The sequence below is a fragment of the Oxynema mangrovii CENA135 genome, from assembly GCF_016632315.1.
Classification (GTDB): Bacteria; Cyanobacteriota; Cyanobacteriia; order Cyanobacteriales; family Laspinemataceae; genus Oxynema; species Oxynema aestuarii.
Window position 1 is genome coordinate 187715 of sequence record NZ_JAEOXH010000002.1, and the last position, 12644, is coordinate 200358.

Below are 12644 nucleotides of genomic sequence, written 5' to 3' on the forward strand. Positions count from 1 at the left end.
TCACTCGGACCGATCGCCTAAAAAGGCTTCTACTTCGGCGTGAGTCGGTTGAGCGGCGATCGCCCCCGGTTTCATCGTCGTTAACGCTCCCACCGCACTCGCATAACGCACCACTTGTTTCGCCTTTTCTGGATCCTCCAAAGGCTGAATCCCAAATTGACAAATTTGATGGACGAACCCGGCGACAAATCCATCGCCGGCCCCCGTCGTATCGACTACTTCGACGGAAAAAGCAGGGACTTTGCCTTCATTTTCGCCCAAACAATAGGCACATCCTTTCTCTCCAGCCGTGACTAAAACCCCTTCGAGATTGCCGATGCGATAAGTAATCGCTCCCGCGTCAGCAGTACCGAACAACCATTGAGCTTCTTCGTCGGTAATTTTGAGAAAATCGACATGCTCGATCAGTTTTTCAATCAGGGGTTTGCACTCACTCGGATCGGGCCAAAACATATCGCGACGATTGACATCGACCATAATTTTGACATCATATTGTTCGGCCCAGGCGATCGCCTGCCAAATGGCCGATCGCGTCTCCGGATACGCCAGTTCCAGACTGCCGAGCACTAGAAAATCGGCATTTTCAAATAAGTCCCGAGGTAAGCGATCGGCTTGCAAATAAGTATCGGCAAATTCGGTGGTGGCGCGATCGCCAAATCCGGCAAACTGGCGGTCTCCACTCGGCGATCGCAACACGTAAATTTGCCGGGTCGGCGCACTCGAATGCCGTTGCACTCCGCTACAATCTACCCCAATTTCCCCGAGCAAACTAACTAACTCTTCTCCCGGTTTATCCTCGCCGACACAACCGACAAATCCCGCAGGAGTTCCTAATTTGACCAGGGCACAAGCGACATTGGCAGGCGCCCCCCCAGGATAAGGCGTCCAAGATTCGACCGCTTCCAAACTTTTTCCCGCTTGGTCGGCGAGACAGTCAAACAAGATTTCACCCAGACACAAAACACGTGGATCGCTCACGATCGCCCTCCTTGATTGATTAGATTGATTACAAGCCTACAGGTTACAGGATAGGCGTTTTTCGCCCCGTTTAAAGTCTTTCCCCGGTTCGTCGCTTCAGGGTTTCACTCTTCCCCAGTTTCCGTTTCCCGTGCTTCCTCCAACCCGTTAGCAATCCGTTCCCCAAATTCCGGATCCACATTCGCCAAACTCAACAGTTGTAAATATTCTTGTTGGGTCAGTCCCGCTCCTTCGATAATGTCGAGGGCTTGCGCTTCGATTTCTCCTTCTAACTGTTTGGCTTCCAGTTGACTCGCAGCGCCTTTAACTTCCCCCTGACGCTGTTCGAGTAAGTCCAAAACCCGCACGTAAGCTTGGACGAATTGGCTGACTTTCGCCGAGGGAATCGTACTCGCATCGAGAGGAGGAGGGGTCGCGGACGGCTCCTCGATCGCCGGGGGCGCCTCCGAAGGTTCTGGTGCCGATTCTTGGGCGATCGCGCCGTCGCCGCCCATAAACAAGAGCGTCGCGGCGATCGCGGCAACCCACCCCAAAATTGGCGCGACTCGAAGGCTTCGACCTTCAAAAAAACACTGGATTGCACGTTTTAAAGATTTGACTATTCTCATTTTTTATGGTATATGCTGCTGTGGATTGGTTTCGTCAACGTCGGCGATCGGGTCATTCCTGGCCGTCAACTTGTGGGAATCGACAATTTTGGTCGTGGCCGATGGGCGATCGCAACCCCAAACCAGCCATAACTAAAAATTAGTTTTGAGCAAGATTCTATTAGAATCATTACAATATAGGTAGATATACAGAGATAGGAATTCATTATGGCTGGCGGCGAGTCTCAGAGTAATGCATCCCTTTCCGAGCGCGAAATACAAGTCATCGAACTGGTAGCTGCTGGCTTGACCAACCAGGAGATTGCAGAAGAGCTAGAAATTAGCAAGCGCACGGTAGACAACCATATCAGCAACATCCTGACCAAAACGGGAACCAGCAATAGAGTGGCCCTGGTACGGTGGGCTTTGCAATCGGGAAAAGTTTGCATTAACGACGTCAATTGTTGTACCTTACCCACTCCAGAAGCCCAAAACCTCGAACCAGATCGCGACGATCGCAATCTAGAAGGACTGGGTTAATCAATATCAATCAACCAGATGAGGAAACGAGGGTTGGAAACCACTCAATTCGCCTGTAAAATTCCCGGAATGCCCTTAGCCGTCTATCGAGAACTGGCGGCTCATTTGGAGCAAATCGGAGGGGTTGAAGTGGATTTAATCCCCCAAACCGCTCCAGATTTCGATTACGAGCGCAGCCAAATCGGGGGCGCGTCGATTCGGGTTGGCGAAGGAGCCGAAACAGGCGCTTGCCAACGGATCGAGCAAATTTTAAACCACTATCGTCAGCGCTACGCCGCGAACTAAGTCGAAAGGCGCCGGGCGTGCTTTCGCTTCAGTTGGCGTCATCGTAGCGCCTCCTTTTTTTGGAGAGATCCTCAAGGCGATCGCGCCATCCATCCGCCCCTAATTGTCAGTTAACGTCAAACTCAGCATGGGTCAAATTCAAGCATTAAGAGGAACGCGGGATATTCTGGCCGACGAGATCGGCTACTGGCAACAGATCGAAGCCATTGCGAGCGATCGCCTCGCCAAAGCGGGGTATGCTGAAATTCGCACGCCAATTTTCGAGCAAACCGAGCTGTTCGAACGCGGGATCGGCGAAGCCACGGATGTCGTCGGCAAAGAAATGTACACCTTCAGCGATCGCGGCGATCGCTCGATTACCCTGCGACCGGAAGGCACCGCCGGAGTCGTGCGCGCCTACATCCAAAACAAACTCCAAGCCGCCGGGGGCGTCCAACGCTTGTGGTACGCCGGGCCGATGTTCCGCTACGAACGCCCGCAAGCCGGACGACAGCGCCAATTTCATCAAATCGGCGTCGAAGTGCTAGGCAGCGACGACCCCCGCGCCGATGTCGAGACGATCGCGATCGCCCACGACATCCTACAGCGCTTGGGCCTGCAAAACCTCCACCTCGACCTCAACTCCGTCGGCGACCTCGAAGACCGCCAGCGCTACCGTCAAGCCCTCGTCGATTATCTCACCCCCTATCGGGCAGAGTTAGACCCGGATTCCCAAGATCGCCTGACCCGCAATCCCTTGCGAATCCTCGACAGCAAAGATCGGCGCACCCAAGAAATTGCCGCCGACGCCCCCAAGATCTTCGAGCATTTGGGCGATCGCTCCCGCCAGCACTTCGATCGCGTGCAGCAACTGCTCGCCGATTTGGGCATCCCCTACCAACTCAACCACCGCCTGGTACGCGGACTCGACTACTACACCCATACCGCCTTTGAAATCATCTCCGACGACTTAGGCGCCCAAGCCACCGTCTGCGGCGGCGGTCGCTACGACGGACTCGTCGCCGAACTCGGCGGTCCGTCCACCCCCGCCGTCGGTTGGGCGATGGGGGTCGAACGGTTGATCCTGCTGCTGCAACAACTCGGTGGCGCCGTCGAAACCGCCCTCGATTTCTATATCGTCTCGCGCGGAGCTAGGGCCGAAGCCGTCGCCCTCCAGCTCGCCTGTCAACTGCGCCAGCATGGCTTGAGCGCCGAACTCGATTTGAGCGGCAGCGCCTTCGGCAAACAGTTCAAACGGGCCGATCGCAGTGGCGCCAAAGCCTGCTTGATTCTCGGCGACGAGGAAGTCGCCCAAGACCGGGTCCAGCTCAAATGGCTCGCCACCGGAGAACAAGAGGCGATCGCCCGCGCCGATTTATTCGACAAAATCGAACAACTGCGCGGTCAATTAGATCGCTGAACCCACGCGGCGATCGCCCGAGTCCCTCCCGACTCCCTCCCGCAACCGATCGAAGGCGATCGCCGCCGCGCAGATTTCCCGAGCTGAGCTAGACTGTCTACAAAAGCTTCGCAACAACTCAGGCCCGAACGAGTTCGCAACCGATGGAATATTGGGAATTTCTGATTCAGAAAGAGGGCGATCGCTCTTGGCTGCCTCTAGAAACTGCCGACGTAGAAATTCTAGAAGGTCGCTATCGCGTGGTGGCCCGTTCCAGCCACAAAAACAGCCCCGTCGAAATCCGGGTCACCTACCACTGCATGGAGGAATTCCCACCGAAACGCCGGGTGCAGAAACGCAAAGGTCGCACCAACGAAGAAGGGGCGATCGTCGTCATTCCCTTTACCCGCCTCAAACCGGGCCTGTGGGAACTCAGTTGTATTGGCGAAGAACTGCCCGCCGACGGCAAACCCTTTCACCAGAGTGTGGTGCTCGATGTCTTGGCGGTCGATGTCGAAATGACCCCAGACCCGACCCCCAGCCCGAGTGTAGACGCGGCAGAACCTTCGGATCCGGAAGATTCGGCAGTCGATCGCGCGATCGCCGCCGACGCCGAAACCCCGGAAACGCCACCCACCCCCGAACCGCCATCGGAGGAGATCGTCGTCGAAGCGGTCGCCTCCGCAACGGCGAGTCCCGCACCCCCGGCAGCCCCGACCGAACCGACCCCGAAAACCGCTCCCTCGGAGAAATCCTTACCGACAGGCGATCGCCCGATTTCTTCCCCGGTGGCGCCGCTTTTGTTGCGTTTGAGTCTCGATCGCGAAACCCAAACAGTCCGGTGGGGAAGTGAATTTACCCTCGGCGGGCGCATCGAAGGGGTCGATCCCGGCGATCGCTCCCCCCTCGATGGCGTCGTCCTCTACGTCGAGTTACGCAACCCCCAAACCGGAACTGTGGTGGTCGAACGTCGCGAAGACCTCACCACGCGATCGCTGCCGTTTTCCTTTGCTTGCGCCCTCACCATCCCGCGCAAATGCGACACTCACCTCGTCTTAGGGGAAGTCAAGCTTTACGATACCCGAGGCGGCGAAGCTGAAGACACCCCCCGGGAACTTGCCAGTCGTTCCCTGACGATTACCGCCGATTTATACGACTTGCTCGGCACCCTTCCCCTGGAAATGGAAGCGGAAGAGGTTTTAGAGTATTCCCAAGAAGCCCTCCTCAGACGCAATGCCGAAGTTCTCGGGCAGTCGTTCGAGGAGTTGATCGAGACGATCTCTAAAAGTCAGCCGATCTCGTTCCAACCGTCGAACCATCCGGTACTACCGCCCCAACTGGCGCCGCCGAGTCCGGCGAGTCCGCCTCGGGCGAAAAAACCCCTGGATTTGCCCAGTTTCGGGCGATCGCCCGCACCGCCACCCCCCGCGCCCCCCCCACCGGGAGATCGCGAGGATCGAGCTGCCGCCACCCCGGCGCCGGAGTCCGAGGACGGCAGCGCAGACCCAGAACAGACCCGATCCGAGATCGCCGAGAACGGCGCGCAAGCGACCCCACCAACGGAAACCCCAGAGGAACGACAGCCCGAAGTTGCCCCCGAACCCGTACCCCCTCAATCCCGGGTCGATCGCGCTTTCGCATCTTTGAACCTGGAAGACCGCTTTTTCTCCCGTCTCAACGCCTTGGCGAACGATGCGGAACTGTCGGAATGGTTGGAGACGAATTTATCCCGTTCTCAAGGGCACGGTGGCGGCGAAAGCCTCGTGACGGAAACGGGGGATCTCGATGGGGAGGAGGCGACGGTCGGTGAGGAACCCGATTGGGAAGCCAGCGAAATCGTGATCGACGAGGAGGAAATGACCCCGGATCCGAGTTCCTCGGCCCTCACCCCGGTCCTTCCCCCGTCCGGACGGGGCGATCGCACCGTGGAAATCCCGGCAGGTATGGTGTTGGCGGAAGACGAACCCGTTCCCACGCCGACGATCGAGATCTATCAGAAAGAACTGGTTTCCGGACGTCCGGTGAAGGTGACGTTGCGCTTACCGGATATCGTGCCCCGCTTGTACGTCAAGTTATGGTTGGAAGATCGCCAAACTCGCGAAATTTTAGACGGCCCCCATTGGGTGGTTGAATTTTGGCCGTCGGGATCGGGCGATAAATTTGCGACGACGGAGGTATTGGTTCCTTACGGTTGTTTGGAAGTCCAGTTTGAGGCGATCGCCGTCGAAGTCCAAACCGACCGCGAAAGTCACAAAGTCGTTCTCGAACGTCGGGTTTTACCCCCGGAACCGCCCCGCCTTCCCCTCGATGGCGAGTAGCTCTACCCCACTAAAAAACCGCCCATCTATTGGAGAAAGGCGGTTTTTTGGGTGTAGTGGGATAGACTTAGCGATCGGTTTTTACAAAGAAGAGCCGACTCCGGCGTAAGCTCCGTAGAAAAACAGACCTAAAACCACCAGAATACCCGTTCCGGCAACCGTTGCAATGACCCAAAGGGGAATACGACCAGATCCAGACACAGCTTTTACCTCTCTATTCAATACAAAACAGACTCGTTTAAAAACCAGTCGATCGCTCCAAAACTTCTCGCTTAGTTAAAGAAATAACTGGAGAAGAGGATGCCCAAAACGAAAATCAACAGCAAACCCAGATACAGGGAAGTCCGGTTTAATTCAACAGGTTGCTTATTGGGATTTGGATTACGAGTTGGCATGGTTCGCTTCTATCGTTGAATAAATTGCATTGCCGCGATCGCTCCCAGGAAAAAGACTGTGGGAACGGCGAGGGTATGAACCGCCAACCAACGGACGGTAAAAATCGGATAAGAAATGGGTTCGTTGGGATTGTTACTGGTCACGATCTCCTACCTCCTCTCAACTAATTGCCAATGTATTTTTGGATTTCTTGCTTCGACTCAAAGCGACCTTGAACCACGGGCAATTCTTGACGGTCTTGAGTGAAGTATTCATTGGGTCGGGGCGTACCAAAAACGTCATACGCTAACCCCGTACTGACAAACAGCCACCCGGCAATAAATAAAGCGGGGATGGTGATACTGTGAATGACCCAGTAGCGAATACTGGTAATAATATCTGAAAACGGACGCTCTCCAGTAGAGCCTGACATGGACGTTCCTCCTAACTACAACAGCGAATGATGGGGAGAGTTTACATCGATCGCCAACCCCTTGGCGATCCTCGGTTCTTGCATTTGTCGAGTTCGGCGTCCGTTCTCCGAGCAATCCGATCGGAATCGACAGAGAATGACGCGACGAATCGGCGACAAATCGACGGCGATCGCTGCGAACTCATTGGTTATTATGATACGAAACTTGAGAAATACTCACAAGTAATCGACGCGAGGGGACAACCCCGGCTCAGTCTTGTTTCCTATTAGCTTTGAGAGCAATGGAGCCAAAATTTAGGCCGCTTCTGGTTGTCCTCGATATTTTAAGAGAATACCGCGTTGTCCGATAATAAATCCGCGATCGCGATCGAGAAATACAATCTTGTAAAAATTAGACGGCACTTGTTCCACTTCCCGGTCTTTTTTCCAGGTTTGACCGCCATCTAAACTACACAGTAAATTACCACTGCCCCCGCTCACCCAAATCTCATCCGGGGTGCGGTACGCCAAATCGAGCAAACCCCAACTGGTCGAAAACTCCGGATAGATCGGCTCTTGCCACTCTTCTCCCGTCGCGGATTCGCTAAACTGAATTTGACCGCCTCGGGCGAGCATCCACAACCGTCCGTCTTCCGTAAATCCCATATTCTGAATTCGGCGCGAACTGTTGCGGTTGTGTCCGACCCAAGACTTTTGACCGGGCTCCCAGGTGGAATAAAAGTTTCCTTTCGCAGAAACGGCGATATACTTGCCGTCCGGCGCCCGTTCGAGGTTGCGAATCACCCCGACGGACTGCTCGACCAACGCACTCCAGTGTTTTCCGGCGTCCTCGGTACGGTAGATCGCGCCGACATCGGTGGTCATTTCTGCGGTTTGCGGGCCGAGGGCGAGAATTTTATTCGGCTGACCGGGTAACTTCTCACTGAGTTTGATCTGTTCCCAGGTTTGACCGTCATCTTCCGTATGCAACAACAAGGCGGGTTCGCCGACGATCCACCCCTCTCGTCCTTTGAAACTGACCGAGTTAAAGCGGTAGTTGTCACTGTCGAGCTTGAGGGTTTTCGGTTCCCAGGTTTCCCCGCCGTCGGTGGTTTCCAACAGGGTAGCATTCGCCCCGACAACCCATCCGTGTTCGAGATCGTCGCCGAAACCAATACCGATCAAGTTCGCCTCGGTCGGCAACTCGATCGTCTCCCAGGGGTTGTAACTCAAGGACGGAACGTTACTACACCCCACGCACAGCAAGACGAGTGCGAGTAAGGGAACGAGTCGTTTCCAAAATTTCACGATGGAGTCCATCACCTTTTTAATCTTTGTCGTTCTCAAAATCTATCGGGCGATCGCGCGATCGCGCCGCTTATTTTAAGCCGTAGAGGCTGAGAAAAAATAAAACCGCCAACCCCAAGGCGCTGAAAATCAGCAAGCTTTTTTGACCTGCGGTGAGGGTATTGACTCCCAACCCATAACTGTAGTTTTCCTTAAAGCCGGAGGCTCCTTCTTTGGGGCCGATGTTTTGGAACGCCGACGGTTTCGCCCCACAAACGGGACAGCGCCAGCTTATCGGTAGTTCGTCGAACGGCGTTCCGGCAGTCGCCTTCCGACTGTCGCCCTTTTCCGGTTCGTAAACGTAGCCGCAGGCGCGGCACTCATAACGGTCTAGCTGTTGAGATTCAACCGCTTCTTCGCTACTCATGGCTTGCTTCGTACAAAGTGGGCAAGGGGATCGCTAAGATTAAAATCTATGTTACAGATTATAAAGGAAAACGGTTCTCCCCCTCGAAAGATTTCACCCCGGTTTCGGACGCGATCGGCGTAAACCTCGATCCCACCCTCATTTGAGCCATCAACTGACCGTTATCTTTACTATCAGAATTCAAAATATCCACCTCAGACGGGGCGATCGCACCCGATCGCAGCCGCAAAAACGAATAAATCCGGCGATCGCTTTAGCGGCGATTCCCCGGATCGTGTAAAAATGTAAACGATTGCGTCTGATTGTCCACTATCTATTCCGTTATTTATCGTGTTTGTCCTGAGCGGCTACGAGTATTTTCTAGGCTTCCTCTTAGTGTGCAGCCTAGTCCCGGCGATCGCCCTGGGTGCCTCGGCCTTGTTGCGGGCCAGAGGCGGTTACCCCGAACGTGTCACCACCTACGAATCCGGTGTCGAACCGATCGGTGGAGCGTGGATTCAATTCAACATTCGTTACTACATGTTCGCCCTGGTCTTCGTCGTCTTCGACGTCGAAACCGTCTTTCTCTACCCCTGGGCTGTCGCTTTCCATCGATTGGGACTGTTAGCCTTTATAGAAGCCCTGATTTTTATAGCAATTCTCGTTATTGCTCTAGTTTATGCCTGGCGTAAAGGAGCTTTAGAATGGTCTTAGACTCTAACTTGCCCAAATTCAGCGATTCCGATCGCCAAATCATCAATCCGATCGAGCGCCCGCAAGTTACCCAAGAACTTTCGGAAAACGTCATCCTCACCACTGTCGATGACCTGTACAACTGGGCGCGCCTGTCCAGTTTGTGGCCGCTCCTCTACGGAACCGCCTGCTGTTTCATCGAATTCGCCGCCCTGATCGGCTCGCGCTTCGACTTCGACCGCTTCGGTCTCGTACCCCGTTCGAGCCCGCGCCAAGCGGACTTACTGATCACCGCAGGCACGATCACCATGAAATACGCCCCGGCTCTCGTGCGTCTGTACGAACAAATGCCCGAACCCAAATACGTAATCGCCATGGGCGCCTGCACGATTACCGGAGGCATGTTCAGCGTCGATTCTCACAGCGCGGTGCGCGGCGTCGATAAACTCATCCCCGTCGATGTCTACATCCCCGGCTGTCCCCCCCGTCCGGAAGCGATTATCGATGCGATTATCAAACTGCGGAAAAAAATCTCCAACGAGTCGATGCAAGAACGCGGCCAACTCAAACAAACTCACCGCTTCTACAGCATCAAGCACGGGATGCAAACCACCGAACCCATCCTCACGGGCGAGTACCTGCAATCGGCCTTGCGCCAAACCCCGCCCCAAGAATTGACCGAAGCGATGGGAATGCCCGTCCCTCCTGCACTCAAGGCCAGTCAGAAGGAGAAAAGCCGTGCCTGAAGAAGAAAAAGAACAAGAAGAACAACAAATCGTCCGAGGCGGTAAAATCTCCGCATGGCTCACCGAAAACGGTTTCGAGCATGAAGCGATGGAACCGGATAGTCTCGGCGTCGAAATCGTCAAGGTCGAACCGCAATATCTGCTTCCCCTCGCCACGGCCTTGTATGCCTACGGCTTCAACTACCTGCAATGCCAGTGCGGCTACGATCCCGGTCCGGGACAACCGTTAGTGAGCATGTATCACTTAATCAAGGTGAGTGACGACGCCGATCGCCCGGAAGAAGTCCGCATTAAAGTCTTTCTCCCCCGGGAAGACCCCCGCGTTCCCTCGGTGTACTGGATCTGGAAAGCTGCCGACTTCCAAGAACGCGAGTCCTACGACATGTACGGCATCATCTACGAAGGTCATCCCAACCTCAAGCGAATTCTGATGCCGGAAGATTGGATCGGCTGGCCCTTGCGTAAGGACTACATCTCCCCGGACTTTTACGAATTACAAGACGCTTATTAACTGGCGTGCCTACAGCCAAGCCCATCCCAAGCCCGCTAACAGGGGGAACGTAACGGCGTGTCCCCCTCGTTTTTTGGCGGCAAATCTGGCTAAACTGAAAGGAGAATACCGAATCCACTGGAGCGCCCCCCATCCCGGAACGATCGCGCCGGAATGCGCTTCGCGGGTCGGCCCGAGGCGATCGCCCTATGTTAGAACCCGAGTCGGTCTTACAAGAACGCTACCAACTCAAACAGCCGTTGAGCGACAATCCCGGACGCCAAACCTGGCTGGCCGAAGATTTGCACTCTTCCGATTCGGTCGTGGTCAAATTGCTGGTGTGGGGAGGCTCGAAACAATGGGAAGCCCTTAAATTATTCGAGCGCGAAGCCAAGGTCTTGCAAAATCTCGACCACCCGCGCATCCCCCGCTATCGGGACTATTTTTTCCTGGATGAAAATCGCTTGTGGTCGGCCCTAGTTCAAGACTACATCCCCGGGGCCTCGTTGATGGAATTACTCGATCGCGGCAAAAAGTTCAGCGAAACTCAAGTGCGCGAAATCGCGATCGCCGTCCTCGACATTCTCAGCTACTTGCACCAACTCAATCCCCCCGTCCTCCATCGCGACATCAAACCGAGCAATATTATCCTCGGCGAGAACGAGGCCGTTTATTTAGTCGATTTCGGGGCGGTGCAAGACCGGGCCGCCATTGAAGGCAGCAGCTTTACGGTGGTCGGGACTTACGGCTATACCCCTTTAGAACAATTTGGCGGACAGGCAGTTCCGGCGTCCGATCTCTACGCCCTCGGCGCCACCCTGATTCATTTACTCGTGGGGATTGCTCCCGCCGAATTGCTCCAGAAAGATTTACGCCTCGATTTTCGCGATCGCGTCAGTCGCACCCTGTCGCCGACGTTCTTGGACTGGCTGGAAATGCTGGTCGAACCGCAGTTAGACCGCCGTTTGGGCAGTACCCAAGAGGCGATCGCCGCTTTAGAAACTCCCGGGGCGATCGCTGCCTACACCCCGGGGGCGATCGATTGGTCGAATTTAACCGAAATTCACCTCAAAGAATCCCAGCGTCAACTGGCGATTCACATCCCCGAACCGGGATTGAAAATCATGAAATGGGGCAAAACGGCGATCGACCGAGTGAAAGAAACGATCGAAAGCGCGATCGCCTCCCTACAAGAAAGCCTCAGCGCCTCCGACGTCGCCGCCCAACTGCTGGTTTACATCCTGATCGGGATTGGGTTGCTGACCTTGCTCTCCCTGCTGTTGCAGGTCGCCGTGGGGGTTTTTCCCCTATTGATTTTCGTGGCCCTGTTTGCCAGTTTTAGCGATTATTTCGAGGGAACTCAAGTGCTGCTCGATCGCGATCGCGATCGGTTCGAGATCCAGCACAAACGTCTCGGATTGAACTATCGCACCGAGTCCGGCGTCTTGTCCGAAATTGAAGAGGTCTCGATTTTTTACGACAATCGCCGTTTCGTGATGGGCGTCGAACTCCTGACGCGATCGCCCGACGAGGCGATCGGCGAATATTATTTCGGTCAATCCGGTCGTAAATTGAGCGAACAAGAATGTCTCGGCTTAGCGAAAGAGATTCGCGACTGGTTGGAGATCGACCCTTCGGAAACTGAACCCTAAGCCGTCGTCGAACCGCGATCCCCCCCTCGGGGGCATCGCCAATCTTGCCGATCGCCGCGCGATCGGACATGATATGATTGTCAAGTTTTGTATCGAACTATAACAACCTGTTTCAAATTTGGGGTCAATCTACAAACAGCGCTCGATGGGAGCGATCGCGAAGGGCAATACTGGCGCGGACTGGCAAACCGCTCCCGGATTTTGAACCCAATCGCCAGAGCGAGAGTCAATACCCTCTAGGGTGCATCTGGAGGGCGCCGCGATCGGCTGACCCGAACTCTCCCCCGATCGCGAGACTCCATCCGGATTGGAGTTGAGGCAAGTCGTACTATCCTAGAAGCCCGACCGAGGAACCTCCCGGTGCGATCCTAGCGCTCCACCTCGATTCCTCCGATGCGGCCACTCAGGACCTTTAACCCACTTGGGCGATCGATCCTCTTCTCAACTACAACAGCCGACCCCCTCGATTCCCGAAAGCTCCAATCAATTTATTAATT

17 protein-coding genes are annotated in these 12644 nt (G+C 55.0%); 9 read left to right on the top strand and 8 right to left on the bottom strand.

Annotated elements, in window-relative coordinates; all coding sequences use genetic code 11:
- Both JJD41_RS14650 and JJD41_RS14655 read right to left on the bottom strand, forming a co-directional pair.
- Window positions 1–978, bottom strand: a complete 978-nt coding sequence (locus tag JJD41_RS14650; RefSeq protein ID WP_200667682.1) for a carbohydrate kinase family protein — start codon at window positions 976–978, stop codon at window positions 1–3.
- A 104-nt stretch (window positions 979–1082) separates the two neighbouring features.
- On the bottom strand, window positions 1083–1511 hold the full coding sequence (locus JJD41_RS14655; RefSeq protein ID WP_234488839.1) for a DUF4168 domain-containing protein: 429 nt from the start codon (window positions 1509–1511) through the stop codon (window positions 1083–1085).
- 282 nt (window positions 1512–1793) lie between these two features.
- Here JJD41_RS14655 and pedR point away from each other — a divergent pair, with 282 nt between their 5' ends.
- From pedR to JJD41_RS14675, 4 genes are all read left to right on the top strand, one after another.
- On the top strand, window positions 1794–2105 hold the full coding sequence (gene pedR, locus JJD41_RS14660) for a photosynthetic electron transport-dependent transcriptional regulator PedR (RefSeq protein WP_200667684.1): 312 nt from the start codon (window positions 1794–1796) through the stop codon (window positions 2103–2105).
- 18 nt (window positions 2106–2123) lie between these two features.
- Complete coding sequence (locus JJD41_RS14665) at window positions 2124–2390, top strand: acyltransferase (protein WP_200667686.1); 267 nt, start codon at window positions 2124–2126, stop codon at window positions 2388–2390.
- A 127-nt stretch (window positions 2391–2517) separates the two neighbouring features.
- Complete coding sequence (hisS, locus tag JJD41_RS14670; RefSeq protein ID WP_200667688.1) at window positions 2518–3789, top strand: histidine--tRNA ligase; 1272 nt, start codon at window positions 2518–2520, stop codon at window positions 3787–3789.
- Window positions 3790–3932: 143 nt separating this feature from the next.
- Window positions 3933–6086 carry a hypothetical protein gene (locus JJD41_RS14675; protein WP_200667690.1) on the top strand — a complete coding sequence of 718 codons (2154 nt, stop codon included), beginning with the start codon at window positions 3933–3935 and terminating at the stop codon, window positions 6084–6086.
- A gap of 81 nt (window positions 6087–6167) precedes the next feature.
- Here the strand turns inward: JJD41_RS14675 and JJD41_RS14680 are convergent, their stop codons facing one another.
- The 6 genes from JJD41_RS14680 to JJD41_RS14705 all read right to left on the bottom strand — a co-directional run bounded on the left by JJD41_RS14680 (window position 6168) and on the right by JJD41_RS14705 (window position 8587).
- Window positions 6168–6287 (bottom strand): photosystem II reaction center protein J, encoded by a 120-nt coding sequence (locus JJD41_RS14680; protein ID WP_168571466.1) that lies wholly within the window; start codon window positions 6285–6287, stop codon window positions 6168–6170.
- Window positions 6288–6358: 71 nt separating this feature from the next.
- Window positions 6359–6481: a photosystem II reaction center protein L gene (locus JJD41_RS14685; RefSeq protein WP_168571465.1), complete on the bottom strand. Its 123-nt coding sequence runs from the start codon at window positions 6479–6481 to the stop codon at window positions 6359–6361.
- Window positions 6482–6490: 9 nt separating this feature from the next.
- On the bottom strand, window positions 6491–6625 hold the full coding sequence (gene psbF, locus JJD41_RS14690) for a cytochrome b559 subunit beta (RefSeq protein WP_168571464.1): 135 nt from the start codon (window positions 6623–6625) through the stop codon (window positions 6491–6493).
- Between the two features lie 20 nt (window positions 6626–6645).
- Entirely contained in the window at window positions 6646–6894 is a 249-nt protein-coding gene (gene psbE / locus JJD41_RS14695; RefSeq protein ID WP_168571463.1) for a cytochrome b559 subunit alpha, read from the bottom strand.
- Between the two features lie 294 nt (window positions 6895–7188).
- A complete protein-coding gene (locus JJD41_RS14700) occupies window positions 7189–8193 on the bottom strand; it encodes a photosynthesis system II assembly factor Ycf48 (protein ID WP_200667692.1) in 1005 nt (334 codons plus the stop codon).
- Between the two features lie 58 nt (window positions 8194–8251).
- Window positions 8252–8587 (bottom strand): rubredoxin, encoded by a 336-nt coding sequence (locus tag JJD41_RS14705; RefSeq protein WP_168571462.1) that lies wholly within the window; start codon window positions 8585–8587, stop codon window positions 8252–8254.
- A gap of 142 nt (window positions 8588–8729) precedes the next feature.
- Here JJD41_RS14705 and JJD41_RS14710 point away from each other — a divergent pair, with 142 nt between their 5' ends.
- From JJD41_RS14710 to JJD41_RS14730, 5 genes are all read left to right on the top strand, one after another.
- Window positions 8730–8867 carry a hypothetical protein gene (locus JJD41_RS14710; RefSeq protein WP_200667694.1) on the top strand — a complete coding sequence of 46 codons (138 nt, stop codon included), beginning with the start codon at window positions 8730–8732 and terminating at the stop codon, window positions 8865–8867.
- Between the two features lie 50 nt (window positions 8868–8917).
- A complete protein-coding gene (gene ndhC / locus JJD41_RS14715; protein WP_168571460.1) occupies window positions 8918–9280 on the top strand; it encodes a photosynthetic/respiratory NAD(P)H-quinone oxidoreductase subunit C in 363 nt (120 codons plus the stop codon).
- Window positions 9271–10005 (top strand): photosynthetic/respiratory NAD(P)H-quinone oxidoreductase subunit K, encoded by a 735-nt coding sequence (gene ndhK / locus JJD41_RS14720; RefSeq protein ID WP_200667702.1) that lies wholly within the window; start codon window positions 9271–9273, stop codon window positions 10003–10005. Before ndhC ends, ndhK begins: the two co-directional genes overlap by 10 nt.
- A complete protein-coding gene (locus tag JJD41_RS14725) occupies window positions 9998–10516 on the top strand; it encodes an NAD(P)H-quinone oxidoreductase subunit J (RefSeq protein WP_168571458.1) in 519 nt (172 codons plus the stop codon). The genes ndhK and JJD41_RS14725 overlap by 8 nt, the downstream gene beginning before the upstream one ends.
- A gap of 188 nt (window positions 10517–10704) precedes the next feature.
- Window positions 10705–12147, top strand: a complete 1443-nt coding sequence (locus JJD41_RS14730; RefSeq protein ID WP_200667703.1) for a serine/threonine protein kinase — start codon at window positions 10705–10707, stop codon at window positions 12145–12147.
- Window positions 12148–12644 lie beyond the last annotated feature (497 nt).

Bases quoted from the DNA above. Each gene is read 5' to 3' on its own strand.
- JJD41_RS14705 (WP_168571462.1), bottom strand. From the start codon at position 8,587: ATGAGTAGCGAAGAAGCGGTTGAATCTCAACAGCTAGACCGTTATGAG.
- JJD41_RS14730 (WP_200667703.1), top strand. From the start codon at position 10,705: ATGTTAGAACCCGAGTCGGTCTTACAAGAACGCTACCAACTCAAACAG.
- JJD41_RS14665 (WP_200667686.1), top strand. From the start codon at position 2,124: ATGAGGAAACGAGGGTTGGAAACCACTCAATTCGCCTGTAAAATTCCC.
- pedR (WP_200667684.1), top strand. From the start codon at position 1,794: ATGGCTGGCGGCGAGTCTCAGAGTAATGCATCCCTTTCCGAGCGCGAA.
- JJD41_RS14675 (WP_200667690.1), top strand. From the start codon at position 3,933: ATGGAATATTGGGAATTTCTGATTCAGAAAGAGGGCGATCGCTCTTGG.
- JJD41_RS14700 (WP_200667692.1), bottom strand. From the start codon at position 8,193: ATGGACTCCATCGTGAAATTTTGGAAACGACTCGTTCCCTTACTCGCA.
- JJD41_RS14685 (WP_168571465.1), bottom strand. From the start codon at position 6,481: ATGCCAACTCGTAATCCAAATCCCAATAAGCAACCTGTTGAATTAAAC.
- ndhK (WP_200667702.1), top strand. From the start codon at position 9,271: ATGGTCTTAGACTCTAACTTGCCCAAATTCAGCGATTCCGATCGCCAA.
- psbE (WP_168571463.1), bottom strand. From the start codon at position 6,894: ATGTCAGGCTCTACTGGAGAGCGTCCGTTTTCAGATATTATTACCAGT.
- hisS (WP_200667688.1), top strand. From the start codon at position 2,518: ATGGGTCAAATTCAAGCATTAAGAGGAACGCGGGATATTCTGGCCGAC.